The sequence below is a fragment of the Weizmannia acidilactici genome (assembly GCF_008974225.1).
In the GTDB taxonomy this organism is placed as follows: domain Bacteria; phylum Bacillota; class Bacilli; order Bacillales; family Bacillaceae_C; genus Weizmannia; species Weizmannia acidilactici.
In genome coordinates this window covers 1-26,878 of sequence record NZ_BKZR01000043.1, presented here as the reverse complement: position 1 = coordinate 26,878, position 26,878 = coordinate 1, and the positions used below count along the sequence as shown (strand labels likewise).

General features: G+C 42.9%; 22 protein-coding genes and 2 pseudogenes. 10 read left to right on the top strand and 14 right to left on the bottom strand.

Annotation, left to right across the window (positions count from 1 at the left end; all coding sequences use genetic code 11):
- Positions 1 to 72: 72 nt before the first annotated feature.
- Complete coding sequence (locus tag GBH70_RS13725) at positions 73 to 939, bottom strand: helix-turn-helix domain-containing protein (protein ID WP_253693910.1); 867 nt, start codon at positions 937 to 939, stop codon at positions 73 to 75.
- 227 nt (positions 940 to 1,166) lie between these two features.
- Here GBH70_RS13725 and GBH70_RS13720 point away from each other — a divergent pair, with 227 nt between their 5' ends.
- Together GBH70_RS13720 and GBH70_RS13715 are read left to right on the top strand one after the other, a co-directional pair.
- The gene (locus tag GBH70_RS13720; protein ID WP_172968315.1) at positions 1,167 to 2,576 is read left to right on the top strand and encodes a glycoside-pentoside-hexuronide (GPH):cation symporter; all 1,410 of its coding nucleotides are present in this window, start codon (positions 1,167 to 1,169) and stop codon (positions 2,574 to 2,576) included.
- Positions 2,577 to 2,578: 2 nt separating this feature from the next.
- On the top strand, positions 2,579 to 4,570 hold the full coding sequence (locus tag GBH70_RS13715) for a glycoside hydrolase family 127 protein (protein ID WP_151681568.1): 1,992 nt from the start codon (positions 2,579 to 2,581) through the stop codon (positions 4,568 to 4,570).
- Positions 4,571 to 5,431: 861 nt separating this feature from the next.
- Here the strand turns inward: GBH70_RS13715 and GBH70_RS13710 are convergent.
- Both GBH70_RS13710 and GBH70_RS13705 read right to left on the bottom strand, forming a co-directional pair.
- A complete protein-coding gene (locus GBH70_RS13710; protein ID WP_151681567.1) occupies positions 5,432 to 7,177 on the bottom strand; it encodes a hydantoinase B/oxoprolinase family protein in 1,746 nt (581 codons plus the stop codon).
- A 1-nt stretch (position 7,178) separates the two neighbouring features.
- Positions 7,179 to 7,967: pseudogene (locus GBH70_RS13705) on the bottom strand (hydantoinase/oxoprolinase family protein); the annotation flags it as partial.
- 1,021 nt (positions 7,968 to 8,988) lie between these two features.
- Here GBH70_RS13705 and GBH70_RS13700 point away from each other — a divergent pair.
- Complete coding sequence (locus tag GBH70_RS13700) at positions 8,989 to 9,189, top strand: hypothetical protein (RefSeq protein ID WP_151681566.1); 201 nt, start codon at positions 8,989 to 8,991, stop codon at positions 9,187 to 9,189.
- Here the strand turns inward: GBH70_RS13700 and GBH70_RS13695 are convergent.
- The 7 genes and pseudogenes from GBH70_RS13695 to GBH70_RS13665 all read right to left on the bottom strand — a co-directional run bounded on the left by GBH70_RS13695 (position 9,186) and on the right by GBH70_RS13665 (position 17,268).
- Positions 9,186 to 10,154: pseudogene (locus GBH70_RS13695) on the bottom strand (sugar phosphate isomerase/epimerase family protein). The gene GBH70_RS13700 and the pseudogene GBH70_RS13695 overlap by 4 nt on opposite strands.
- Before the next feature lie 18 nt (positions 10,155 to 10,172).
- Positions 10,173 to 11,342, bottom strand: coding sequence for a Gfo/Idh/MocA family protein (locus tag GBH70_RS13690; protein WP_151681565.1), 1,170 nt, complete (start codon positions 11,340 to 11,342; stop codon positions 10,173 to 10,175).
- Positions 11,343 to 11,699: 357 nt separating this feature from the next.
- Positions 11,700 to 12,689, bottom strand: a complete 990-nt coding sequence (locus tag GBH70_RS13685) for an ABC transporter permease (RefSeq protein WP_151681564.1) — start codon at positions 12,687 to 12,689, stop codon at positions 11,700 to 11,702.
- Complete coding sequence (locus GBH70_RS13680) at positions 12,670 to 14,169, bottom strand: sugar ABC transporter ATP-binding protein (protein WP_216643735.1); 1,500 nt, start codon at positions 14,167 to 14,169, stop codon at positions 12,670 to 12,672. The genes GBH70_RS13685 and GBH70_RS13680 overlap by 20 nt, the downstream gene beginning before the upstream one ends.
- Before the next feature lie 53 nt (positions 14,170 to 14,222).
- A complete protein-coding gene (locus GBH70_RS13675; RefSeq protein ID WP_151681563.1) occupies positions 14,223 to 15,404 on the bottom strand; it encodes a levoglucosan dehydrogenase in 1,182 nt (393 codons plus the stop codon).
- Between the two features lie 44 nt (positions 15,405 to 15,448).
- Positions 15,449 to 16,621, bottom strand: coding sequence for a substrate-binding domain-containing protein (locus GBH70_RS13670; RefSeq protein WP_151681562.1), 1,173 nt, complete (start codon positions 16,619 to 16,621; stop codon positions 15,449 to 15,451).
- Positions 16,622 to 16,635: 14 nt separating this feature from the next.
- The gene (locus GBH70_RS13665) at positions 16,636 to 17,268 is read right to left on the bottom strand and encodes a sugar phosphate isomerase/epimerase family protein (RefSeq protein WP_253693908.1); all 633 of its coding nucleotides are present in this window, start codon (positions 17,266 to 17,268) and stop codon (positions 16,636 to 16,638) included.
- A 278-nt stretch (positions 17,269 to 17,546) separates the two neighbouring features.
- On the opposite strand from GBH70_RS13665, the gene GBH70_RS13660 reads away from it, so the two are divergent.
- The gene (locus GBH70_RS13660; protein WP_151681561.1) at positions 17,547 to 17,864 is read left to right on the top strand and encodes a helix-turn-helix domain-containing protein; all 318 of its coding nucleotides are present in this window, start codon (positions 17,547 to 17,549) and stop codon (positions 17,862 to 17,864) included.
- Positions 17,865 to 18,999: 1,135 nt separating this feature from the next.
- Here the strand turns inward: GBH70_RS13660 and GBH70_RS13655 are convergent.
- Both GBH70_RS13655 and GBH70_RS13645 read right to left on the bottom strand, forming a co-directional pair.
- Positions 19,000 to 19,323, bottom strand: a complete 324-nt coding sequence (locus GBH70_RS13655; RefSeq protein WP_151681560.1) for a hypothetical protein — start codon at positions 19,321 to 19,323, stop codon at positions 19,000 to 19,002.
- 775 nt (positions 19,324 to 20,098) lie between these two features.
- A complete protein-coding gene (locus GBH70_RS13645; protein ID WP_151681559.1) occupies positions 20,099 to 20,320 on the bottom strand; it encodes a hypothetical protein in 222 nt (73 codons plus the stop codon).
- Between the two features lie 423 nt (positions 20,321 to 20,743).
- Between GBH70_RS13645 and GBH70_RS13640 the strand changes: the two genes are divergently transcribed.
- The 6 genes from GBH70_RS13640 (at position 20,744) to GBH70_RS13615 (ending at position 24,822) form a co-directional block, all read left to right on the top strand.
- Complete coding sequence (locus tag GBH70_RS13640; RefSeq protein WP_151681558.1) at positions 20,744 to 21,472, top strand: GntR family transcriptional regulator; 729 nt, start codon at positions 20,744 to 20,746, stop codon at positions 21,470 to 21,472.
- A 69-nt stretch (positions 21,473 to 21,541) separates the two neighbouring features.
- A complete protein-coding gene (locus GBH70_RS13635) occupies positions 21,542 to 22,249 on the top strand; it encodes a 6-phosphogluconolactonase (protein WP_151681557.1) in 708 nt (235 codons plus the stop codon).
- Between the two features lie 48 nt (positions 22,250 to 22,297).
- Positions 22,298 to 22,768: a PTS galactosamine transporter subunit IIB gene (gene agaB, locus GBH70_RS13630; RefSeq protein ID WP_151681556.1), complete on the top strand. Its 471-nt coding sequence runs from the start codon at positions 22,298 to 22,300 to the stop codon at positions 22,766 to 22,768.
- Positions 22,769 to 22,780: 12 nt separating this feature from the next.
- Positions 22,781 to 23,584 carry a PTS galactosamine transporter subunit IIC gene (gene agaC / locus GBH70_RS13625; protein WP_151681555.1) on the top strand — a complete coding sequence of 268 codons (804 nt, stop codon included), beginning with the start codon at positions 22,781 to 22,783 and terminating at the stop codon, positions 23,582 to 23,584.
- Positions 23,574 to 24,389, top strand: coding sequence for a PTS galactosamine transporter subunit IID (gene agaD / locus GBH70_RS13620; RefSeq protein ID WP_172968314.1), 816 nt, complete (start codon positions 23,574 to 23,576; stop codon positions 24,387 to 24,389). The genes agaC and agaD overlap by 11 nt, the downstream gene beginning before the upstream one ends.
- A gap of 1 nt (position 24,390) precedes the next feature.
- Positions 24,391 to 24,822 (top strand): PTS sugar transporter subunit IIA, encoded by a 432-nt coding sequence (locus tag GBH70_RS13615; RefSeq protein WP_151681553.1) that lies wholly within the window; start codon positions 24,391 to 24,393, stop codon positions 24,820 to 24,822.
- Between the two features lie 536 nt (positions 24,823 to 25,358).
- Here the strand turns inward: GBH70_RS13615 and GBH70_RS16855 are convergent.
- On the bottom strand, positions 25,359 to 25,523 hold the full coding sequence (locus tag GBH70_RS16855; RefSeq protein WP_172968313.1) for a hypothetical protein: 165 nt from the start codon (positions 25,521 to 25,523) through the stop codon (positions 25,359 to 25,361).
- A 129-nt stretch (positions 25,524 to 25,652) separates the two neighbouring features.
- Entirely contained in the window at positions 25,653 to 26,618 is a 966-nt protein-coding gene (locus tag GBH70_RS13610) for an LCP family protein (protein WP_151681552.1), read from the bottom strand.
- Between the last annotated feature and the right edge of the window lie 260 nt (positions 26,619 to 26,878).

The window sequence follows — 26,878 nt, the reverse complement described above, 5'->3', positions numbered from 1 at the left end:
AAAGCAACTCATTAGGGTATGCAAGTCACGATTAACTGGAAGAAATAAATCCCCGGAAATCGGTCCTGCAATTTAGATGTTGCGTTTAATATCCATTCTTTTTTCGAGCTGTGTTGGTAATGGGATCTTGGGGTCAATGCGTGGATTATTTAAATGAGTATGGATGTACGCATTCCGGAATTCTGTAGGTGTCAAGCCGGTCATTTTTTTAAAACGGCGCATAAAATTTTTTTCGTCTATAAAATAGGAGTGGCTTGCAATTTGGCTGACTGTTAGATTGGTCCGCAATAGTAATACTTTTGCTGTTTCGATTTTTAATTCATTGATAAATTGTAATGTCGTCCGGTGCGTATAGCGTTTAAAAAGGCGCGTTAAATAATCCGGATGAAGTTGAAATGTTCTGGCTACTTCTTCAACCGTCAGGTCTTCTGATAGATTTGCACGTATCCACTCTTTTATTTTATCAACCTTATTACTCCGGAAATGCTGATTTGCAGAGAGCTGCATGAGATAGGTATTGCTTAATTCAATTAAAAATACAGTAACTAAGTAATCGTTTTCTTGCTCACTATATCGATAACTGTTCGCCACATCCAAAACTTGATTAATAAAAATTAAAATTTTTCCAGCTTCATTGACATGAAAAAAATCCGGCAAAATGACTTTGTCGTTGATGGATGAGGCAAAACTTCCGGAAGCGATCGCAGATAAATTTGCAGATAATTCCTGATCTTCAAGAAAGGAATGTTCGTGTTTCGCAAAAAAATGCAGCCAATAGAAATTAACCGGATTCGTCGATAGCCGATAGCCAAACATATTGGTATATGGCGGAATGAACAGTACATCGTTGGCATTCAAGACATATTGGGTTGTACCGACTTGGATATAGAGCGGCCCTTTCGTACAGAAAATAATTTCATAGTCTCCTTGATGGTACATTTGTTTATGCTTCCACGGAATGTCCGAAGAAAATTCCCCGCTTTTATAATACAAAAAAGGATGAAGGAGTTTAAAAGAATAGTTCACAATTACCCCATCTCCCCTCATTTCCAAATTTAGAATGTCGGAAACGGACACCTTTTTTTCAATATAAGGGATTACATCCAGAAATGCAAGGGTTTACAATTCTTTGTGAAAATAATTTTAAATCTTCTGGAGAGGGTGAGATGATCGTGGTCAAAAAATTTCAAAGCTCCGCCGTTCATGAATCACAAATCGATTTGGCGGGAATTCGTGAAGATGCATTGCCGCTTCACAGAAAGGTTACTTATTCTTTCACCGATTTGGCAGGAAATTTGCTTTACTGTATCATGAGCAGCTATATTCTTTATTTTTTTACGGATGTTTATGGCCTGTCTGCCGGGATCGCTGGTACACTGTTGTTGATTGCCAGGCTTTTTGATGCGCTCGATGCGCCAATTTGGGGCATCATTATTGACCATACGCACAGCAAGTACGGGCAAAGCCGCCCGTGGTTCTTATGGATGGCCTTTCCATTCGCAATCTTTGTTTGGCTATTGTTTACAACGCCCCATTTGTCGGAAACCGCAAAAGTGGTATATGCAGGCGTGATGTATATTTTAGCCGGAATTTCTTACACCGGTGTTTCAACGCCAATTACTTCGGTATTGCCAAACTTATCGTCAAACTCTGATGAAAGAACGGTTGCCAATTCATTCCGAATGGTTGGCGGAAACATTGGTAACTTCTTTGCTGTGACTTTTATCCTTCCACTTGCTACTGCTTTAGGTGGAAGCAATACGCGCAGAGGCTGGTCATTAGCGGTTTTGCTCTATGCCGCCATTGCCGTCATCTTATTGCTAATTGCTTTTGCGGATATGCGTGAGAAAAATATTCAACGCACGAAGTCCATTCCGATTAAGCAAAGCTTTAAAGCGGCGAAACGCAATTGGCCTTGGTTTTTAATTGTAACAGCCAACATTATTTTCTGGGTCGGTCTAATGTCCAGAAGTTCAACATTGGCTTATTACTTCCAATACAATATGCACAATGCAGACTACATTTCTTTGTTTAATGGTTTCTCCATCATCCAGGTAGCGGGCATGGCTTCTATTCCAATGATTGTCAAAAAGTTAAGTAAGTGGGGGACAACGGTTTTTGGACTTATTGCTGCAATTCTTGGCCAATTCATGATGGTTATCGCAGGCAATCACCTTATTGCTTTGCTTGCAGGCTGGTGCATAGCATGTATTGGAAGCGGTATCGCATGCTCCATGTTCTTTGCAATGGTCGGTGATACTGTTGATTACGGCGAATGGAAAAACGGGATCCGTGCCAGCGGTTTCTTAACTGCGATCGGCAGCTCGTTCTGCATTAAAATCGGGTCAGGGCTTGGTTCTTTTATACCATCCATTATTATGAAGGCATTCCATTATGTGCCGAATCATGCACAAACGGCGAGCGCACTCGGGGCCATCAAGTTTTCATTTATTTGGCTGCCTATCATCATCTTTGCCATAAATATCATTCCGATGTTTATGTATAAAAAATACGAAGAACACGAACTCGTCGTCATTCGAGATTTAATGGCCAGAAAAACACAGGAGGAGATATGAAAATGAATTTATATCAGGATCGCGCCAATGGCATGTCTCTCAAAAACATTACAGTGACAGATCAATTTTGGAAGCGTTATCGAAATTTGGTCAAAAAACAGATGATTCCTTATCAATGGTCTGTCATGAATGATAACGCAAATATTAAAATTACAAAAGAACGCGAGGATAACCGGATCCCTTCCGAAAAAAGCCATGCGGTCGCAAATTTTCTCATTGCCGCCGGCCGGCAGAAAGGAAACCATTACGGCTACGTCTTTCAAGATACCGATGTATATAAATGGCTGGAAGCTGTTGCATACACATTAAAATATGCGCCGGATGAGGATTTGCAAGAAGTTGCAGACCAATTAATCGATTTGATTGCAGATACACAGGAGACTGACGGATATCTGGTGACTTATTTTATGATTGAAGCGCCAGAGCGGAAATTTAAGCGATTAAAGCAGAGCCATGAACTGTACAGCATGGGCCATTATATTGAAGCCGGCGTGGCCTATTATGAGGTGACAGGGAATACAAAAGCTTTATCTATTGCAAGGCGCATGGCCGACTGCATTGATGAAAATTTCGGGCCTGAAGAGGGAAAAATCCATGGTTATGACGGCCATCCCGAAATTGAACTGGCCTTAGCAAAATTATATGAAGCGACAAACGAAAAACGATATCTCGACTTGGCACAGTACTTTATCATTCAACGCGGCAAGGATCCGCAATTTTTTGACCGCCAAATTGAAGCAGACGGAAAAGACCGTGATATCATTGCGGGGATGGAAGCTTTTCCGCTCAGCTATTATCAAGCAGATAAACCGGTCTTCGATCAAGAAGCGGCTGAAGGCCACGCAGTAAGGGTTGTTTATTTATGCACCGGCATGGCACATGTGGCCCGATTGACACATAACAAGAAAGTGTTGGCTGCCTGCAGGCGTTTATGGGACAATATTGTGAGAAAGAGAATGTATATCACAGGCGGCATTGGCTCAACGCCGATCGGCGAATCATTTACTTATGATTATGATTTACCGAACGATACGATGTATTGTGAAACATGCGCTTCCGTCGCGATGGCATTCTTTGCACGCAGAATGCTGGAAAATGAACCAAAGGGCGAATATGCCGATATTTTAGAAAAAGAATTGTTTAACTCAACCATCAGCGGTGTATCATTGGATGGAGAGCACTTCTTTTATGTAAATCCGCTCGAAGTATCGATAGAAGCAAGCCGTAGAGATCCGGGCAAGAGCCATGTCATGTATGAGCGGCAGAACTGGTTTGGCTGCGCCTGCTGCCCGCCAAATCTTGCCCGTTTAATTGCTTCGATTGATCAATATATCTATACATTGGATGACGAAAAACAAACGATTTATGCGCATCAATTTATTGCCAATCGTGCGCAATTTGACAATGATATTTCCATTGAACAAAGCAGTCATTTCCCGTGGGAGGGCCATATTAAATTTACAATCGAAAATCCGCAACGGAAACATTTCAAATTTGCGGTAAGAATTCCATATTGGTCGGCACATCACTATACCCTCCACCACTCCGGCGGGGAAATCAGCCCGGAATCAAAAAACGGTTTTATTTATTTTGATATTCATCAAGAACAATTTGAGATTGAACTGAATTTGGATATGCGTGTGCATGAAATCCAGGCAAACAATCGGGTAAAGCATGATCTTGATAAAGTTGCCATTCAACGGGGACCCATCGTTTATTGCATGGAAGAAGCCGATAATCCGGCGCCATTAAGTTTATACCGCATCCCAAATAAACCGGAGTTTAAATATACATATAAGCCGGACTTGCTTGAAGGCGTCGGTACAATCGAAGTAGAAGCAGAAAGACTTGAGGCAGATCCTCTTGACGGGCCGCTCTACCGGGATTACCGGACATATGAATGGAAACCAGCACATATTCACTTTATTCCATATTATGCGTGGATAAATCGGCAACCGGGTGAAATGCAAGTTTGGGTGAGAAAACAGTTATGAAAAGAGGTCGATTCATATGATCGGCCTCTTTTCTAGCTCTTCCGCTATTGTAAAATTTTGATCACGATCTCACAATTGTAAACCCGTTTTATGGATGAGAAGAGGTCGGAAATGGACACTTATTTTACTGTTTCGGATACTTTGACGAACGCACTACAACATGTGATAAAAACCCCCTCTTCATTTTATCAATGAAAAATTCAAAACACGAACTTCTATCAAGAGATTCTTCTATATGCCAAAGAAGGCCAAGGAACGGCCGAAAATTTGGCTGTAATGTTTCTTGTCCAACACGCCGTTTATTGCGATGTTGCCTTTAACTTTCGCATCGAAATGAAAAAAGGCCTGCCTGCACCGAGTTTTTTGATCGCAGCGACGAGATAAATTCCTTGCCAGAACAAGGTGGTCTGAGCCAAGGTTGGTCTCTTTGCCGTTAAAAAGAAATCATTGCAACTTACCACAATTGATTGTAACCTGCCATTACTGTTCTAACTTCCGCCGGCAAAAGATATCGGCCGATACCATTAGTCAAGAATCATCACCAACATCATCCTGTATCCGTTAATCCAAGCGCGTAAACGAGTTAATGGAGTGATTTGCGATATCTTGTGATTTTGAGTATAATTCATTGTGAGTCCTCCTTGGGTATCAATTAAGGGTCCATTTTTGCTTCAAAGCTTTGGACACCTCGTATCATACCAAGGGGGCTCTTTTTTGTGCAAACCTCAAATTTCTTTAATTACAGGAATGCACCTTTAAGAGATAGTTCATTATAATTAACGAGCAATCACTCATTTAAAAATGATTACTCGTTTTTTTCCACACCCACTAAAGTTTTCTGACTTTAAGCAGTATAAAAGCTTATGATTTATAATATGCTTTACGTTTTTCTGTTTCTTCGTATTCAAAAGTAACAGGATTTACACGGACTCCATAAACTTCCTCTGCTTCTGATACTGAAATGTACTCATTTTTCACATCCCGGGCAACTTTCTGTGCTGGACGTTTTAGTGGATTTCCATATCCCCCGCCAGTAGCGGTCATTAATTTTACGACATCATTTTTTTGCAATGGATATCTTGGATAGCAACCAAACGGACCATCGATTTCACCATTTGCCTTTTCAACGTAAAATTGATTAACCGAACCATTTTGCCCCTCGTGGATTCCCCAGGGAGGTGTTATATGTCTGCCGTAAGTTATCGTTGCCGTCTGGCCATCCGTGAGCGCACGGTACGAACGAATGACGCCGCGTCCGCCAATATACTCCCCGGCTCCGCCGCCATCATTGCGAAGACTGTATTCATCAACGAGGACTCCATACCTTGTTTCTGCTACTTCAACAGGTACATTGTATGTTTCGCCGTCCCCCAGACAAAATTGTCCACTCGAACCATCCTCTCCTTTAGCTGCACCCCATCCGCCCACTGAGGGCTCAACAATTAAAAACGGTTCATTTGAATCAGGATGGGTACCGGAAAGGGTAACACTGCAAACAGAGGTTAAATGACCAGCTGACAATCTATCCGGCAAGTGTGGAGCGAGTGCTTTCCATATTAAATCCGCTCCCATGATCATTGACTCAAAATAATTGGAAACCGGAACCGGCCTTTCTGCCGATAATATGGATTTTTTATCTGTGAGAATTTTCAAAGGACGAAATACTCCATCATTTATATCCTGAGATGGGTTTGTAACTGCCAGGAAAATCACTCTGACTGCAGAAGTTAATGCTGTTAATGAACAATTGACCGGACCGGGAACTTGGGGATGGCTGCCCCTAAAATCACAAATAAATTCATTCTCTGTAATGGTGACCTTTACTTTAATTTTAAAGGGGCCATTCCCAATTCCGTCTGTATCAATTAAATCTTCTGCTTCAAAGGTTCCTTTCGGTAATTTGCTTAATTCAAGCCTGGAGAGTTGCTCACCATGATTTAAGTAGTGTTCAATTGAAGCCAGCACAATGTCTTTACTATGCTTCTCACAAAGCTCTCTTACTCGTTTTTCACCAGTTTTTAACGCTGCCACCTGAGCCCACATATCACCCAATGATAATTCAGGAAAACGTACATTTGATTGAATAATGTCTACTATCGCTTGATTGATTTTTCCTTTTTCAAAAAGTTTTACACAAGGAAATTGCAAACCCTCTTGAAAGATTTCTGTTGAATCATTTGTAAATGATCCCGGATCTTTCCCACCCACTTCAGTCCAATGAGCTTTATTTGCTGAAAAAGCAATAATCTCATCCTGATAAAAAATTGGCATGACAAGACCAACATCAGATAAATGAGAACCCCCACCTTTATAAGGGTCATTGATAATAATAATATCGCCGGGATTCAGGTCTTTTTCTCCAAATTTATTTAATGTCTCCTTCACCATAAAAGTTAACATCCCAATAAAACCGGTTGCTCCGTTTCCTTGCGTTAACAGGTTTCCTTTCGAATCAGTTAAACCGCTGGCATAATCAAGCACTTCGTAAATAATTGGGCTCATAGATGTTCTTGCCAGTGCAATAAACATTTCATCTCCAATGGCAAGCAAGGAATCTTTCACAATTTCCAAGGTAAATGGATCAACCTTTTTAGAAGTAGTTATCATTTCACTTCACTCCTATTTCAATAATAAGATTTCCATAGTCATCGACAACTAGCGTTTGGTCTTGATAAACAACTGTTACAGATGCCTTCTCTTCAATAATTGCCGGGCCATTTACCGTCTTTAAAGTTGGAAGCTTTTCACGATCATAAATATTTGTTTGAACCCAACCAGTTTTTTCAAAGTAAACCGGACGGACTTCTTTTAATGCATCCTTCACATCGCCACTCCGGTATCTTTTTTCTAACTTGGGTTTCTTTACTAACCCAAGGGCAGTCAGATGCAAATTCACAATTTCTGTTTCAGAATTTTCCAACTTAAAAGAATAAGCTTTTTCATGTAACTCATGAAAACTTCGAATGATGGATCGTAATATTTCATTGTTCCATTCTCCGCTAGGTACCGGTACTTTTACCGTATGTTCCTGACCTAAGTATCTCATATCTAAATATCTTGAAAACATCACAGAATCTTTCTTTACGCCTTCATGCAGGAACTCATTATAAGCCCTGTTCTCCAGTTGTCCCCATTCCTTATTAATCAATTCAGGATCTAAATCATTCAAGCGCACAATATAAGTTTGAATATAGTCATGTCTTAAATCCGTCATTAACATTCCCCATGCCGAAAATACAGATGAAGCGATCGGAATAATAACTTTGTTCACTCCCAGCTCTCTTGCCAGTGCAGCAGCATGCATGGAACCGCCCCCGCCAAAAGCGATTAAGGAAAAATCTCTTGGGTTATATCCCTTCCGTATAGATATAAGTTTTAAGGCATTCAGCATTTTGGTTTAATTTTTTTAGGGATGCTGGCGCCGAGATTCTCTTTTTTATCTTTTGTTGACATAACATCTCTAATAAAATAATAAAAACCTCACACTTGAAAATGAGGGTTTGCTCGATCATTCAAGATAATTAGGAATTACGCTTGAATGTTAATTCGTTTATTATGTTTATAATGGTAAACTAAACACGAAGTGAGGGGGGGTTAAAGTAGGTTATGAACTGGAAATCAACTGGTAAGCAAAGGGATATCCAAAAAAGTATAGAAAAAAATAGAGGAAAATAATAGTAATGTTGCTACCAGAGAAGTAGTATTTGTTGGTATAGTGATTGTTTTATTTGTAGTTTTCAATGCCCTTTTCAAATCTTTTTAATTTGTAGCAAATAATATTGACTATTAATCATAATTTTCTATCTAAAAATATCTGATATTTTCGATTTTTTGGTGTGCTTTCTTTTTATTTGATTTATATGGAATCTGAGAATGCTGGGGCTGGTCGCCATCCAACCTTTTGAAGAGGCTGTCCCCAAACCCCCTATAAGCAGAAATTTTCCTCTAACGGAGCCTGACAAAGTTTCTCAGAACCATTTCTTCTAGAGAATACTTTCAAAAGGGGAGGACATCTCTTCCCAACTTTTTCTTCCTATCGCTGATTTTTTGCATCTTTCCGCTGATTTATAAGACTAGTCCGCTGATTTCTCCGAGGTTTCCGCTGATTCTTCCTATGTTGGATGGGGAATCATTTTTTGCCCTGAATGAAGAAGGACGGAGTATAAAACATCCTTGATCGTCTTGCTCGCAACCATTGAATGTAAAAATGTCTTTCTTCACACTTTCGGACAAATTTTTTCAAAGAAAACATTCATACCGCTCGCTCCCAACCACTGCATGAAAAATAGGCTGTATATGATGCTTAGTTTTTTCACAGAAAATGGCTTAAAAACTGGCGAAAAACTTGAAACGGTAACCGGTCAGCTTACTCATTTTAGAGAAATCAGTGAAAACGGTAAAAAATCGGCGGACGTTCCTTGAAAATCGGTGAAAGTTTCGAAAAAACCGGCGAAAAAGTAGAGAGGATAGCTGTATCCCCAATAGAAAATATTCATGATTGGCTTACTCCCAACCACTGCATGAAATATGGACCGTATATGACGCTTAGATTCTTTTCAAAGAAAAAAGGCTCCCATCAGCTGGAAGCCTTCCATCATAAATCTATCTCATCCACCTAAGCCCACCACATTTCATCCGGCTGTTCATAGAACATGCATCTTTTCAACAAGGCGATTGCCTTGGCGAGGCCTTCATCAATAGAGGCGAGCATGTCTTCGTGTTCGATGGAGATAATGTAATCGTAGCCGACGGTGCGGAGGGTGCTGATGATGTCTTTCCATGTTTTTTCGTCCTGGCCGTAGCCGACGGTGCGGAAGGTCCAGGAACGGTCGGAAATTTGGCTGTAGTGTTTCGTGTCAAGCACGCCGTTGATGGCAATGTTGGTTTTGTCCAAATAAGTGTCTTTCGCGTGAAAATGGAAAATGGCCTATTCGCGGCCGAGTTTTTTGATCGCTGCAACCGGATCGATTCCCTGCCAGATCAGATGGCTCGGATCGAAGTTGGCGCCTATCGTTTCTCCGGCCCGGTCCCTTAATTTCAGCAAAGTTTCCGGGTTGTAAACGAGAAAGCCCGGATGCATTTCAAAGGCGATTTTAACACCATGCGCTTTGGCAAAATCCGCCTCTTCCTGCCAGTAAGGGATCGCTACTTCCTCCCACTGCCATTTTAAAACCTCCAAATATTCCGGAGGCCAGGCGCATGTGACCCAGTTCGGATTTTTGGCGCTTTCGCAATCCCCCGGGCAACCGGAAAACACGTTCACCACCGGTACATTCAACCGTTCCGCCAACAAAACGGTATTTCGCCATACGTTGTGGGCCGCCCGCGCCGTTTCTTTATTCGGATGGAGCGGATTTCCGTGGCAGCTTAAACTGCTGATCATGAGCCCCCTTTTCTCAATTGCCGCTTGAAAGGTTTTCAACTTTTCTTCCGAATCCAGCAATTCTTCAGGATTGCAGTGGTGGCTGCCGGGATAGTTTCCGGTTCCGAGTTCCACCGCCTCCACCCCCATTGATGCCAACTTGTCCAGCATGTCTTCAAATGGCAACTGCTGGTATAATGCCGTAAATACGCCGAGTTTCACAATAACACCTCCAACATTTTATGCCAGCACCCCGTTCGCCACTTTTACCCACTTCTGCGCGGCGTGGCTTTCCAAAATGGCGTCCGTGATGCACATCGACAAATGGCCGTCTTCAAATGTTGCAAAAGGCGGCTCGTCTTCACCGATGCGTTTACCATCGCGGATAAAGCTGTAATAGTGCAGCATCATATTTTTCAGGGCGTCCGGCCAGCCTTCATTATGCCCGCCCGGATGATGGATGGATGCTTTTGCCTCCGGGTCAAAAAGGGCCGGGTCTGCCAGCAGGATTTCATTCGGCTTGTCCCGGTATCCGAGCCATAATTTTTCCGGCTCTTCCTGGTTCCAATAAGCCGAGGCTTTGCTGCCGTCAATTTCAAAACTGAGCCGGTTTTTCCGGCCGGCGCTGACTTGCGAAACTGTAAAAACGCCTTTTGAACCGTCATCGAAATGAACTAGGACGGAGGCATAGTCTTCCGTTTGGATCGGCACCGCTTCATACGCATCTGAGGACGGCTGTGCCGAAAAAGTGGCCGTGCTGTTTTTCGGTTTTTTCCGGACAGGGATCACGGTTGCCAAGTCCGCAAAAACTTCGGTAATTTTCTTTCCTGTCACAAACTGGACCGTATCGCACCAGTGGGAACCAATATCGGCAACTGCCCGGGAATTGCCACCGACTGCCTGCGAGAGCCGCCAGTTATAGTCGGTTTCATAGAGCAGCCAGTCCTGCAAATAGCTCCCATGAATGAGATTCACTTTGCCGAGGTCGCCATTCGCTATCTTAACCCGCAAATTTTGGACACTTGCATGCTGGCGGTAGTTAAAATTGACCCCGTGGACGATGCCCTGCATTTTCGCGATCGCCAGCAGTTCTTCCGACTCCTTGCTGTTCATAGCGAGCGGCTTTTCGGATAATACATGTTTCCCGGCCAGCATAATCTCTTTATTGATTTGATAATGCAGGAAGTTTGGCGTGCAGTTGTGGACCACCTGGATATCTGGATCCGAGAGCATCTCCCGGTAGTCCCCGTAAGCTCTCGGGATGTTCAGTTCGTCTGCCTTTTGTTTTGCCACTTCTTTGCTGGTTTCCGCAAGCCCCAACACTTCAACAAAACCAAGCCTCCTTAACGCTTCGATATGGGCCGGGCCGATAAAGCCCGTCCCGATGATTCCCACTTTGATTTTTTCCATCCGGCTTTTCCCCTTTCTAAAAAATCATTCATTGCTTGCTCTTCAAAATATCGTTCTAAGTAATTTTCGAATCCAATTTACAGTTCCATAACGAGGCAGCCAAATATCGTCCTGCATGTCCCCGAATCCAATGAAACAACTTCCAGGATCGATCCATCATATCTTCCTTAGCAGTATTACGCAGTTAATCCAGAATAGCTTCCACATCCATAGCCGCCCTGGTTCTCCAAATATTGCTCCCGAATGTCACCGGCCCTCCAGGATCCTGCCGTCCTGTTGTTCCAAGCACTTTGCCGAGGTTTTCCCGGATGCATTGGATCAGATTCATTTACCAGGTGGATGCCTATACGCTTCCGTCTATTGATCCGCTGATTTCTTCCCAAAAGCAACGGCGAGGATAATGATCAAACCTCTAATCATCATTTGCTGGCTGACGTCAAGACCCATGATGATTAAGCCGTTGTTAATGACGCCGATCATAAGCGATCCGATGACGGTGCCGATGACGGTGCCGACACCACCGGCCAGGGCCGTTCCGCCGAGAATGACGGCGGCAATAACAGACAGTTCGTCGCCGTCGCCAAATGTATAACGACCGGCATGCATGCGCCCGGCATATAAAACGCCGGCAAATCCGGCCATCAAGCCGGTGCCTAAAAAGACAAGCAGTTTGATTTTCCAGGTTTTCACACCGGAAAATTTCGCTGCGCTTTCATTCCCGCCCGTTGCCAACACCTGGCGTCCGAATGCCGTTTTCTTCAGTAAAATATGGCCGATTACCGTAAAGATTAATGTCCAAATCAACAAAATCGGAATCACGCCGATATCCCCGGAACCGAAAATAAAGTTAAAAGTCGGGTCGAGAATCGGCACGGGCGCGGTTTTTGTAGTCCACATCGCGGCCCCTTTGACAATCCCCATCGTGCCGAGCGTCACCAAAAATGACGGGATGGCCGCTTTGGTGATCAACAATCCGTTCGCCAATCCGACGGCTATCCCTGTCCCGACCCCCGCTAGTAGGCCGCTGATTGCCCCAAAACCGGCCTGCAAAGCAAGGGCAGCGGTAAGGGAAGACAGCGCCGCGATGGAGCCCACCGACAAATCGATCTCACCGGTGGAAATGACGAACGTCATCGCAATCCCCATAATCGAAATCATGGCCGTCTGGCGGACAATATTCAGCAGATTTTCTGCCGTCAAAAAACCTTCGCTGTTTAATGCAATGGAAAAGTAAATCAAAACACAGACAAATGCGATATAGACAATATAGCTTCTCCAGTCGATTTTTTTAAACTGCCATTTCACGCCATTTAACTGGCTGTTGATTTCAATATCCTTGGATGGCATGCTGAAGCTCCTCCTCTGCATGAATCTCTTTTCTCCTGTATTCTTTTTTGATCGTTCCCTCGTGCAGCACGAGTACCCGGTCGCTTAACGCCAAAAGCTCCGGTAGTTCCGAGGAAATGACAATGATCCCTTTCCCGCTGTCTGCCAGCTCCCGGATGATTTCCATGATCTCAGTCTTTGCGGCAATATCGACGCCGATCGTTGGTTCATCGAGGATCAGGACATCCGGTTCGTTCGCCAGCCATTTCGCTAGGACAATTTTCTGCTGGTTCCCGCCGGATAACCGTTTCGCCGCTTTATGGATATCATCCGTTTTAATGTTCAGCTTTTTCACGAGCCCGCCGGCTAAATGATTGGCTTTCCGTTCGTCGAGCAAAAATCCCTTTTTCAAATGTTTCACAAACGGCAAGATCAGATTTTCTTTTACGGAGTGGTCGAGTACAAGCCCTTGTATCCTGCGGTCTTCGGGAATGAGAGCAATTCCGGCTTTGATGCTGTCGGCCGGGCTTTTGAACGTGCAGGCTTTCCCTTTGACGATCACCTCTCCGCCATCTTTCGGGTCAATCGCAAAAATCGCCCGGGCGAGTTCCGAGCGCCCGCTGCCCATCAGCCCCGCAATGCCGAGAATTTCGCCGGGGTACAGCTGGAAACTGATATCTTTAACCTTCTCCCCCGCTGATAAATGCCGCACTTCGAGGACAGGAGGAACGTCCGTCGCATACGGCCTTTCTTTCCACTCGAAAGCTTTGTCCATTTTCGAGCCTACCATATGGCGGATGACATCTTCCATACGTAAGCGGCTGCAAGCTTCGGTGAGAACATTTTTCCCGTCCCTTAATACGGTGATCCTGTCGCATACTTGAAAAATCTCATCCATCCGGTGTGAGATGTAGATAATTGTGATGCCTCTCTTTTTTAATTTTTCGATAAAAGAGAATAGAATCTCCGTTTCTTTTTTCGTTAAAGACGATGTTGGCTCATCCATGATCAAAATCTTTGCTTCCTGGGAAAGCGCCTTTGCAATTTCAATCATCTGCCAGTAACCGACACCGAGGGTTCCAACAACGGCATGCGGGCTGATGTCCACTTCCAGTTCGTTTAACAACGCTTTTGTTTTTTCGATACAGGCTTTATCTTTCAGCAGGCCGACTTTTGTCCGCGGCTCCCTCGTGAGGAAAATGTTTTGTGCAACTGTCAACGTCGGAATTAAACTGAATTCCTGATAAATCATCGCAATATGGTTCGCTCTCGCGTCTTTAATATCTTTGATTTCAACCGGCTCGCCGTCCAGTAAAATCTCCCCTTCGTCGGCCGTGTACACGCCGGTGAGGATTTTCATGAGGGTGGATTTCCCGGCACCGTTTCCCCCCATCAAGGCATGGACTTCCCCTTTTTGTAAGGAAAAATCGACTGCTTTTAAAACCGGAATGCCATTAAATGATTTGGAAATGCTCTTCATCGACAAAACGGCTTGTTCCAATGCATTTCACCTTCTTTTAAAGAGGCTGCCGGAACCTACAGCCTCCCCTTGATTTATGCCAAAACGGAAACTTCCGGAACTTTCACCCATTCGCCTTTTTCCGCGGAGGCGAGGATGGCATCCGCGATTAGTTCAGTTTTATAGCCGTCGTAAAAATTCGGCAAAGGCTGGGTATCTTCAACAATCGCTTTCATAAAATCGTACGTTTCAATGATTTTCGTTTCGCCGTAGCCAATGCCAAGCGCCGGAATCGGCCATAACCCTTCCCCGTACGGCGTGGCCGGCCCGGTGTACACGGTGCGGAACCCTTTTTCGTCTGCAGGGTCGTCCGAAAAGCAAACCTGCAGTTCATCACGGCGTTCATAATTGAAATAGAGCGAACCCTTTTCTCCATGAATTTCAAAAGTTAAAAAGTTATTTCTCCCCCAAGCATTCCGGGTTGCTTCAATGCTGCCAATGGCACCGCTCTCAAATTTCAACAGTGTCATAAATTCATCGTCGACATCCACGGCTGCTTTTGGCACTGAATCTGAAGCCTTTACGGTTCCGAGCTTATCCGTTCCGCCCGTCTGCACCGGCCTTTCCGAGATCCATGTTTTCGCAACGGCATTGACCTCAGCAATTTCGCCGACAAGATAACGCGCATAGTCGACGACATGCGTCCCGATATCGCCAAGGGCGCCCGATCCGGCCGTTTTCTTTTGGAAACGCCACGACAGCGGGGACTGCGGATCGGCCGACCAGTCCTGCAGGTAGGTACCGCGGAAGTTTAAAATTTTCCCGATTTTCCCTTCATCAATATATTTCTTGGCGAGTGCCACGGCCGGCGTCCTTCTGTAGTTAAAAGCAACCATGTGCTTGACGCCCGCTTTCTCAACTGCATCGAGCATCATTTTCGCCTGCTTTGCACCGAGAGCAAGCGGTTTTTCACAAATCACATGCTTGCCGGCTTTGGCCGCGGCAATCGCAATTTCCGCATGGGTATGGTTCGGCGTGACGATATCAATGACATCAATATCAGGATGATTGACCACTTCTTCCCAGCTGCCGGCGTAATGTTCAAACCCAAAACGGGCAGCTGCTTCTTTGGCCAACTCCTCATTGACATCAGCAACCGTATGGCGGACAGGAATTGCAGGCGCCGGCCAGAAAAACATCGGCATGCTTGCATATGCCAAGGCATGCGCCTTTCCCATAAAACCTCCGCCAATCATTCCAACATTTATATTTTTCATTTCATATTCCTCCTATTTTTGATATAGATTTCCATTTAAAAAGTTTATTTTGCCGCCTGCTGAATTTCTTTCGGTGCGTCAGTATGGTACACAAGCTTCCAAGCTTTCAAGACGTTTTCACGGGTGACGCTTAAGGCCGGGACCGCGACATATGCCGGTGTCTTTCGCCCGAGCAAACTATAACCCGCCAAAATCGCTTCGGAAATGCCCTGGTCATATGGCAGCTGGGCGCCGAGGCCTTTGACAATACCATTCTTCTGAGCCATTTCGAGCGCGACATTCGTCCCTAAATCGCATGTCGTAATGACAAGGTCCTGTTTCCCTGCCGTCCGCGCAGCTGCGAGAGCCCCTTCAGCCGGCACATCCCATACGACAAAAATTCCGTCCAGATTCGGATTTTTCGTTAACATGCCGGATGCCACTTTTTCTCCGTCATTTTGGTCGGAGATCCCGCCGCGGGCAACGATTTTAATGTTTGGATATTTTTCCCTAATCGTTTTTTCAAACGCTTCCGTCCGCTGCCTTGTGACAAAGAAATCCGCGTCATGGTAGACGACGCCGATTTTACCTTTGCCACCCAATTCCTTCGCCATGATATTGGCTGCCGCCACCCCGTTGCCGTAGTTATCGGCGGAAACAACGCTGACATAGTCTTTTCCGGCCTGCATGCCATCCGGTGCATTATCCATGAAGACGAGCTTAATTCCGGCTGCTGCAGCTTTTTTGTAAGCATCCGATGTGGAAACGGCATCGACTGGAATACTGACAATGATATCCGGCTTTTTCGCAATCACCGTTTCAATGTCGGATACCTGTTTTTCCGCCTTGAATTGTGCATCGGTCACCGCAATGACTTTGATGCCCATTCGTTTAAATGCCGCTTTCAACCCGGCAATTTGCGCGGTCGACCAGTCATTTCCGGCATAGTGCATGACAATGGCCGCTGTATACCGGCCTTTTTTAAGCTGCGCCAAATCTTTTTCCGTTAACTTTAAAGAACTGGCCGGCACTGCAGTTTCCCCGTGCGGCCCTTTGCTTAAAATCTTGCCGCCTTTTGGAAGGGCCGGGTTAATGGTGAGCGGTCCTGTCTGCGGATCATCCGCCCCCACCTTAGGCGCATTGGCATTTGCCGATTGGGATCCGCTTTTGCCGCATCCCGCCAAGGTGATACTGCTGATGAGCAAAACTACGGAAAAGATTGAAAGAAACTTTTTCATACTATCCCCCATTTCTATAAATCTAATTTTCTCAAATAGTCCCTGCTAATTTTTGCACCTTCAAGCGGATCGGCGTATTCATCAAGTTCCACTGTCACCCATCCGCTGTAATCCGCTTCCTTCAAGAGGTTGATAATCTCTGCAAATTTCTGGTGCCCTTTCCCTAAAGGAAGGAATGTGCCGTTTTCGTAATCCTTTAAATGGATGTATCGGATGCGTCCGATATATTTCCTTACGGTTTCAACCGGATCGCCGCCGCCTGCTTCAATATGGGCTGTATCAGGGCATATGTTGATGCTTGTGCAGGACATGAGGCGGTCCAGCTGTTCGGGCGTTTCTACACACGTGCCCATGTGCGGATGGTAGCTCGGGATGAGATGGTTTGACTCCGCGATTTCCGCAATGCGGTCAAGCGCTTTCCCAAGCAATATGTAATCTTCATCCTGAATCCCGTTTGAACGGACAGCCCCGCCTCCGATCACAAGGTGTTCGGCACCCAATCCTGAAGCGAGCTTAGCAACTTTTTCTATTTTTGCGATTTCTTCTTCGAGGATTTCCGGGAAAATAAAGTTCCCTCCCGTATAAACGCCGACAAAGAAGAGGCCGTACTCACGCATCCAAGCAGAGAATTCCTCTTTCCTGTCCATGCCCAACGACACCGCCCCACGTGTTCGTCTGGTAACCCAGCTTCATTTCATTCTCCTCCTTCTTTTGTTTATATGGTTAAAAGGTGTAAACCTTTGAACCCGGAAATAAGCGCTTTCCAACATTGATTGATAAAAATGAATATTTTGTGATCTCAATGCCTATTATATAATAAATAACTATAATTTCAATATATTTATAGTTATTTATGATAAAAATTTTTAAAATGCTTCTTATTCACGTATCGTTGCTGACGATATAATGAAAACAGGTGATATTTGTGGACATTGGAAAACGCATTAGAAACCTTCGCTTATCAAAAAATATGCGGGTTAAGGAACTGGCTAAAAAAGCTTTTATTTCGCAGCCTTATTTAAGTGATATTGAAAACGGCAGAACTACGCCTTCTTTGGATAAACTATCAACCATTTGTGATGCTTTGGGGATGACATTAGCAGAGTTCTTCGGTTATGAATCGGAGCTGTCTCCAGATTTAATGCGACTATTGGAAAACATGAAAAAGCTAACGGAGGAAGAACGGAACCATCTATCTGATTTTATAGAGGCGATTCTGAAGCGAAATTCGGGGGATCAATAAAGCTTTCATCTTGTCTGTCCATAAAATTCAATGAAGCTTTGGGAACGTAGAATGCCGCCAAGCGGATCGCTTTCATTCTATAACTGCAAAGGGGAAGCTTGATGAATTACGTTCAGGCTTCTCTTTCATTCACTCCTACTTTATCCATCCTTCATAACGCATATCCCATTTTCCTGCAACTATCGAGTAATTACCAAAAAATTTGCTAAAAAAGGGTTCACAAAAAGCAACAACTTTGTTATAATCATATTGAAATCGGTGGCTATATATACGGACAAATTCAGTTTCATTTAATTAGCCCCCCATTTTGCAGCGGTAAATGCCGCTGCTTTTCTTTTCCTTACTGAAAACCATCGAGTAGGAGGAGGTGACTAAACTCCGTCCTCTTACACCACCGTACGCAAGGTTCCGTATACGGCGGTTCCATGAAGTCAGGCGGGTAGTCTCACTGTCTGTTATGCTTTTCTGTCTCTCCTTAAACCACTTTAGTTCTCAGCCCTCTCAATGTCTCCCACAGAATTCACCGTTTCTATCCACTGAGTAAGTCCATCTTTGGATTATCTGCTTCATTGAACAAAGTGAAATTCGAGTTTATTCCACACTCCTTCGTGGTTCAAACCTTCCAAATGAGGAGCTACCTTATTTGTGCGATGACCTCTGATAACTTCTGACTGTTCATCAATCTATCACTAGACTGGTTACCAACTAAATCGGCGTTTCAATCAGACCTCCCCGGGTAAGACTACACTCTTTCCCTCCACCTATCTGCAATCTGCCTCATTTACTCTATATCACCTTTGGCAGTATGGACTTTACTTTGTTTAGCAAGCTCATCCAATGATACCTAGCCTTGTATGAGGTTCATGTTCCTCAAGAATCGGAGGTTTGCCGCTCGCTTCCTTCAGATTCCGCATCACTACGGACACCCTTGCGTTAAGCTATTGATACTACTGCCTTCGCGTTTCGGGACTTTCACCCTATAGCGTCCATGCCAGGCGCACAAAAAAATCACGCAGGATAACCCGTGCGTGAAAACGCCGCTGCACGGTATTCATGGGAAAAGGCAAGCCCTAAATCCATTTGATCGATTACCGGACAACGGCAGATAAGTCTATCGATAGACGATTTGCCTGTTTTATTGTAGACTTGGTAACATATTGTACATGCGCTTTTTCCGGAAAAAAGCCACCCAATCTTTCACTCTTTTGAATTCCTTTTCATAGGTTACATAGGAATTTACCTTGGTACCAAACAATTTTTCATGATAATATTTAAAACCCTCACAACCTGAGTGAAACTCAACGATGGCGTATACATTTGTGGTACTATCCTTCACGCCGACGACTAAAAATGGCCAATACCCATCGTAATGGAGATAAGCATGGTCTCCAAAATAACAATCATAAAGCTCCCGACTGTCATAAAACATTTCTTCTTTCAAAATCTCTAATTGATCCATATATCCCCCTCCATTTATTCTATTTTGCCCTGGCAATCCCTTATGACAGCAATTGTACTCTCCTCCCTCCGTTTCCAATCCTGCCCGGAATGTGAACATTTTTTTCAAAAAGATTGTCGCTGTCTACAAAGATCCACCAGGCACTTGATAAAGATTATCCAAAACAAATAGTTCGGATTTATCTGACAATATTTTACAATCATTTCCATTAGAAAACAATCCCTCTCATGGTAAAATTCCTTAAAAAATAGGGACTAAAGTTTAAAACATAAATAAGAAGCCCACTGCCTTTCCCATTCAGCCTGATTCCTGTCAGCATGCCGACGCCCATTAAAAAACACTTGTAAAATGAAAAATTTTTCGTATAATGAAGATTGTAACTTAAAGAAATAGGCGGTTGATTTATCGCCTATCCCCCTAATTATTCTATATATTTCATTTGCAGCGGTAAGATGCCGCTGCATTTTTTGTTAAAATAAAAAACTGCCAATGAGCGTTCTACAAGATGAACGATCATGGCAGCTGAATGGGAAGGTACCGTTTATTCAAAATGTTTCATTGTTTGTTTCAAGCTCGTCTGATCCAAGACAATTTGCGCGTTATTGTTTTTCAAAATATCATCATACATCGTTTTCGAAGCGCCTTTTAATTGGTAATAGGCCACTTGCTTGTCGGTGTTGAGGTTTTTGACAAGCAGTCCGAGGCTGGCATTTGTAACTAATTTTATATTGTTAGAATTTTCAAGAGCTGACTAAAGATTAAACCTAAATAAAGTTTAAACTTTATGTAATTCCACTTCTAAATATTTCTGTATTTCAGTATGGATAGCATTCACTAACTTCTCAATAAAATCGATAACATCTAGAGCATCTCGCAGACTTATACCGGCCTTTTCTAATCGATCAGCAGGATAATCTCCTTGGTGAACTATTTGCGCAATTAGATCTAATTGTTTTTTTAGTTGCTTTTGATCGATTCCATATGCTATTTTTTCCATTTATGATCTTCATTCCAAATATATGGTAAAGCATCACTGATATTTTTTGATGTTTGGAAAGATAAACTTTATAACTATTTGTTCAAAAACATTTATGGCATTATTAGATCATTTATCAAGTCTAAGTGCGCTAAATTTATTTGAAACTTCCCCTCAAATTTTGTTCCATTACAGAATAAGTCCTTACGCATATATTCATGAATAAAGAAAATGGCTTTTTTCTTTTTTTTTGCAATCCATAACTATATTATAGACTAAGTTATTCACCTTTAGACAATCAAGTAAAATTTTGTTGTTTCTCGTGTAGCAGAAGTTAATCGATTGTATTTAAATCCTTAAAATTTATTGACATTTTTGTCAGTAAGTGTTTTAATATAATTGTCCTCTTGTCATGACAACATGTCAATCTGAGGAGGAAAACGGATGCACATCGATAAAAACAGTTACATCCCGCTTTACGCCCAGTTATTGGATATTCTAGTAGAACAAATCAATACCGGAAAATTAAAAGAACACGATAAACTTCCCACCGAAAAGGAATTATGCGAACGATATAACGTTAGCCGTACGACTGTGCGCCAAACATTGGATGAATTGGAAAAGCAAAATAAAATTTACAAACAACGGGGAAAAGGAAGTTTTGTTGCCCCAGTCGAAAAAGAGGCAAAAAAAAATAAGATAAACTTTATCAACGTTGTCGAAGCGATAAAAAGGATGGGAAAAACTCCCCATACAAATGTGGCAGACTTCGAAATGCGAGAAATAATAGAGGAAAGTGTTGCATCTGCCCTGGATTGCAGACTTGGAGAAAAAGTTTATTTTATCAAAAGAATCCGCTTCGCTGACAGTGACCCGGTCATGCTGGAGTATACCTATTTACCAGCAGAACGCTTTCCGAAATTGGAAAACGAGGACTTGGAAGCGGAAAATATGCACCATATTTTTAAAAGAAAGTACAATCTTTCCAACATATCTTTTAAGCGGGAATTCCATGCAGTTTTGATTGATAAAAAACAGGCTGCCGTATTACATGCCGATAAAGGCGATCCCGCGATGGAAATGATCACCCTTGGGCTAGCAAGCGGCCAGCCTTTTGAATTTACGAAAGCCATCATCAAAGGGGACTTGCCGATGTTTTTAATTGACATGTAAGAATCTAAACTTTTAAGGAGGTGATGAACAACAAATACTGTCCAAAAATTATAGGAAGAAGGGATCTAGGTGAACGTAAAAATTTATAAAGACAAAAAAGAAGTGGGAAAAGCAGCTGCTGAAGAAATCTTGCATCTTCGAAAGGTTGACCGGGTGAACATCGGCCTTGCGACAGGCAACTCGCCAATTGAGTGTTACCGTGAATTAGTAGAATTCTTTTCAAAAGAAAGACTGCCGGAGAATTGGAATTTCTATAATATTGATGAGTATGACAATGTTCCTCTTGACCTGGAAGGAACTTGTGATACTTACTTGCAACAGCGTTTTTACGGCCCATTAAACATCCCTGAAACGCAAATTCACCGGCTGTATGCTGATACCTTTTCAACATTTGAACAGGAACTGCAGCAAGCAGGGGGATTGGATTTTGTGATGCTCGGTATCGGTAAAAACGGGCACATTGCATTAAATGAGCCCGGAATACCTTTTGGGTCATACACGCACCGAGTTGCTCTCACAGAAGCATATAAAAAGCAACATGCCGATGAATTTGGAGGCATTGAAAAAGTCCCTTCACAAGGACTTACCATCGGCATCAAAACGATTATGAATAGCAAGCAAGTTTTGTTAATTGCCAATGGATTAGAAAAAGCTGAGATTATTAGGAAGGCACTCACCGGACCGATTACAGAAGTTGTACCGGCATCGGTATTACAGCTGCATCCTTTCCTTACCGTTGTGTTAGATCAGGAAGCAGCATCCGGCCTTTCATTATAAATCAAGTTGTCATGATAACATAACAAAGAAACAAGGGAGAGATTTTATATGGCAACACCAAATATTTTGCTGACAAGGATTGATAACCGTTTGGTACACGGGCAAGTAGGTGTGATCTGGACATCGAGTTTAGGAGCAAACTTACTGATTGTTGCGGATGATGAAACGGCAAATGACCCGCTGCAACAAGAATTAATGTCTGCTACCGCTGAATCTGCAGGAGTCTCGATCCGTTTCTTTACATTACAAAAAACGATTGACATTATCGGAAAGGCATCCCCACGCCAAAAAATCTTTATCATCGTAAGAACACCGCAATCAGCACGAAAACTTGTTGAAGGTGGCGTTCCGATTAAAGAACTGAACATCGGAAATATGCACTTCTCTCAAGGTAAACAGGAAATTACGAAAAAAGTATACATGGATGAAAAGGACAAAGCAGATTTAAAAGCAATCAAAGCATTAGGTGTGAATGTCTATATTCAAGATGTACCCGGGGATAAAAAATATTCAATCTAAGGAGTGCTATCAATGGATATCACCTTAACGCAAGGGATATTGATTTCAATCTTTGCCATTGTTGCCGGTTTTGATTTTTGGCTGGAAGGATTATATATCTTCCGTCCAATGATTGTATGTACCGTAACCGGAATTATTTTAGGCGATGTAAAAATGGGGATCATTGCTGCCGGGTTGACCGAACTCGCTTTTGCCGGTTTAACACCTGCAGGCGGAACTCAGCCTCCTAACCCTATCTTAGCCGGAATCATGACCGTGGTCATCGCCCACACAACCGGAAAAAGCCCTGCCACGGCAATCGGCCTAGCGTTGCCATTTAGTTTCTTAATGCAATACATTATTTTATTCTACTACTCTATTTTCTCTGTTTTCATGGGGAAAGCAGACCGCTATGCAGAAGAAGCCAATATTAAAGCTTATACACGACTGACACTCGTGCCTATTCTAATTGTCGGGCTGACTTACGGTGTCGTTGTATTTTTAAGCGGTTACTTGGCACAAACGCCTATGAAAATGCTTGTAGAAGCAATGCCTGACTGGTTAAGCCACGGTTTCAGCATTGCCGGCAGCATCTTACCGGCAGTCGGTTTTGGTTTGCTGTTGAAAGTAATGTTAAAAGCAAACTATATGCCGTATCTGCTGATCGGGTTTTTAGCCGCCTGCTTCATCAACTTTAGCAACTTGCTTCCTGTTGCTGTAATTGGTGTAGCCGCCGCACTTTATGAATACTTTAATTCAAGAGAAAAACGCCAATTACAGGAACAAATTGCAAATGCGGCCAACCGCTTTGGAGGTGACGATGAAGATGGAATCTAATCAACCCATTCAACAAAATAAAGTCTTAACGAAAAGCGACTTAACAAAGCTTGGCTTACGTTCTGTTTTACTGCAATCCGCTTTCAACTATGAAAGGATGCAGGCTGCAGGCTGGCTTCTAGCTATGCTGCCTGCACTGCGAAAAATCTATAAAAATGATAAAGAAGGATTATCTAATGCCATGAAAGATAATCTGGAGTTTATCAATACAAACTGCCATACTTCGCCTTTCCTGATGGGATTACTGTTATCACTCGAAGAAGGCAAAGAAAGCCGTTCAACCATCAAAGGTTTAAAAGTCGCACTCTTTGGGCCGCTCGCCGGGATTGGCGATGCTATCTTCTGGTTTACTTTTTTACCAATCCTTGCCGGAATTACCGCTTCATTTGCCAAACAAGGCAGTTTGATCGGCCCTGTCATCTTTTTCTTAGCATATGTGTGCATTTTCTTGCTCCGTATTTTCTGGGCACGCATCGGTTATTCATTGGGAACACGGGCAATTAGTAAAATCAGGGAAAATTCAAGCGTCATTTCTAAAGCCGCTACGATTCTCGGCGTAACAGTTATCGGCGGTTTGATCGCAACTTATGTAAACATTGAGCTGGCGCCAAAAATTGCCGTCAGTTCCGGCCATACCATTTCATTGCAAAAAGACTTCCTTGACCGGATTTTCCCGAAACTTTTACCATTCGGTTACACCTTTTTGATGTACTGGCTGTTAAAAGCGAAGAAAATCAGCCCTGTCGTTTTAATTATTGGTACATTCGTTTTAGCTATTTTGCTTAGCTTCTTAGGAGTGTTATAAAATGATAAAGTTTATTGTAACAGGACATGGACATTTCGCTTCAGGCATTCAATCAACGATTAAACTATTAGCGGGAGAACAAGAACAAATTTCTTATGTGGATTTTCCAGAAGGAGAATCCAATGACGGTCTGCGGTTAAAACTGCAGGCAGAACTAGAAGATTCCCAGTATGATACCTATCTGTTTTTCTGCGATCTTGCAGGAGGTACACCTTATAAAGAGGCAGTTACAATCACTGCAAATAGGAAAGATGCCGCTGTAGTAGCTGGATGTAATATTGCTTCCTTATTAGAAAGCATCTTTATAAACAATAAAAATTCTGCTTTGGAAGATGCCCAACACATCGTTGACTTGAGCCGAAAGACAACAACATTTTTTGGAGAGAGGAAAACAAAAACTTCCCAAGACCTAAACGAAGAAGACGGTATTTAAAGATATTAGCCGAAAGAGTATAGATAGTTTATCCTCTTTCGGCTACTATATTATTTGACACAAAAATTTGTTGCCTTATCTTTTAATGATACTTTTGTACTAGTTTTCAACGCTCTTCTCAAAAATTTTTTTAAGCCTAACAGTTAATTCGTGAAGAAACTCTTGTGCCTGAATGTTTGGATTATCTATTGCTTTAACCATATTCAACTATCTGTTTGAATTGTTCTTGCAGTCATTTGTTACTGACAATCTAAAATGGCAGGAAATTGGCGGTGTTAGTTGTCCAAGATTTGACGGAATGATTGTCAATTAATTAAGGGGAAGCCTGTTTACGATTCGTTATGCTTCCCCTCATATATTAATTTAGAATTAGATACCTTGGGTTTAAATTCAGTTTTACTTCTTCCGACCCGAGAAAGATATTACGCTTCGGATATCCGATAATGAGGGGATAAATTGCCGTTTAGAGTTGGGAAGCTCTCATACATTCATTCAAGCCTGTCTTCATCACCCTTAACCATTCCTTCATTAACCATTTATTTTTCCTTTGTGATGCCCTTAAAAGACGTACCATCCTTTTTCCCATCCATAAAGCGGCCATCCTCCCCGCGTTTTGTCCATGTTGCTGTTTTAGGATTGTATACCTGTGTCCGATCTTTAACGGCACCTTTGCGATATCCTTCACCCGTATTCTTAGCCATGCGTCCTCACCTATTCATTCATTTTTACATAAATACTTCTAGAGAACAGGAGTATCTCCCTGCATTACCATTTAAAAACCGCCAAAATAACATTTTAAAGCCATCTTGACGGTCCAATTAGCAGCGCCTTTATTCAAAATGTTTCATTGTTTGTTTCAAGCTCGTCTGATCCAAGACAATTTGTGCGTTATTGTTTTTCAAAATATCATCATACATCGTTTTCGAAGCGCCTTTTAATTGGTAATAGGCCACTTGCTTGTCGGTGTTGAGGTTTTTGACAAGCAGTCCGAGGCTGGCAATGTCGCTTTTAGACATATTCGTGGCAATTACAAAATCGGACATTTTGTTTGTCAGCTGCGGCAACTTCGTTAAATTTTTCGGCTTAAGCGCTTGTTTAGCAATGCCGATCAGCACTTTTTCCTGAAGCAGCTGCCGGTCATAATCAAAATTCGGGAGCGAATAGCGTTCATGCACCAGTTCCGTCACCATTTCCCCGTTAAGCGTCTGCGTGTCCTGCGCAATCACCTTTCCTTTGTTTTCCGGATACCACGGGTGGGTCAATTTCACATCAAACGGCACATCGACGTTTATCGTGCCCAAGGTTTCAACCATCGACTGCAGGCCTTCATAGTTGGTTTCCACATAGTAGTTGATTGGAACGCCTGTCAGCTGGCTGATCGAATTGATGGCGGCTTTGATTCCGGCTGTTGTGCCATCTGTTGCCTGCTTAATATATTGCACGCTTGTCAGTTTCGTATAGCCGTAGCCGTCCAAATACACACGGGTGTCACGCGGAATGCTGACCATGCTGTATTTATGATTGTTCAGATCCACATGGAGTATGATAATGGAATCCGAGTGGCCCACATTCTGCCCTTTCCGCTCGTCCGACCCAAGCAGCAGGACGTTGAACACATTTTCCTTCATTTTGGCGGTTGTGGTTGAATGATTGGCGTTATTCCCATTTTGAGACACAGTCGGCACGTTTTTAAAATGGTTCTCCGGCTGCAAATTGTGGTAGGCAAAATAAGCCACACCACCGCCAAGCACAACCACTGCCACTAAAATAGATAAAAATATTTTCAGTTTTCTCATAACTTCCTCTGAAATCATCAATATCTAAAACTGTTTTATTTATAGAACATTATTCCTACCGGTTCTATAAAAATCGACAAAATTCTGTTTTCAAAATATCGAGCGGTGACAGGCATCCAAAACTAGAATAAAGTACAGCTGAAACTTTAACAAGCCATATAAAGTTAAAAACAGGGCCCCTATTTCTGGGACACCCCTAAAAATTTGTTATTATTCACTTAACGAATACTGCCTCGCAAAATACGTCTGGTACTCTCCGC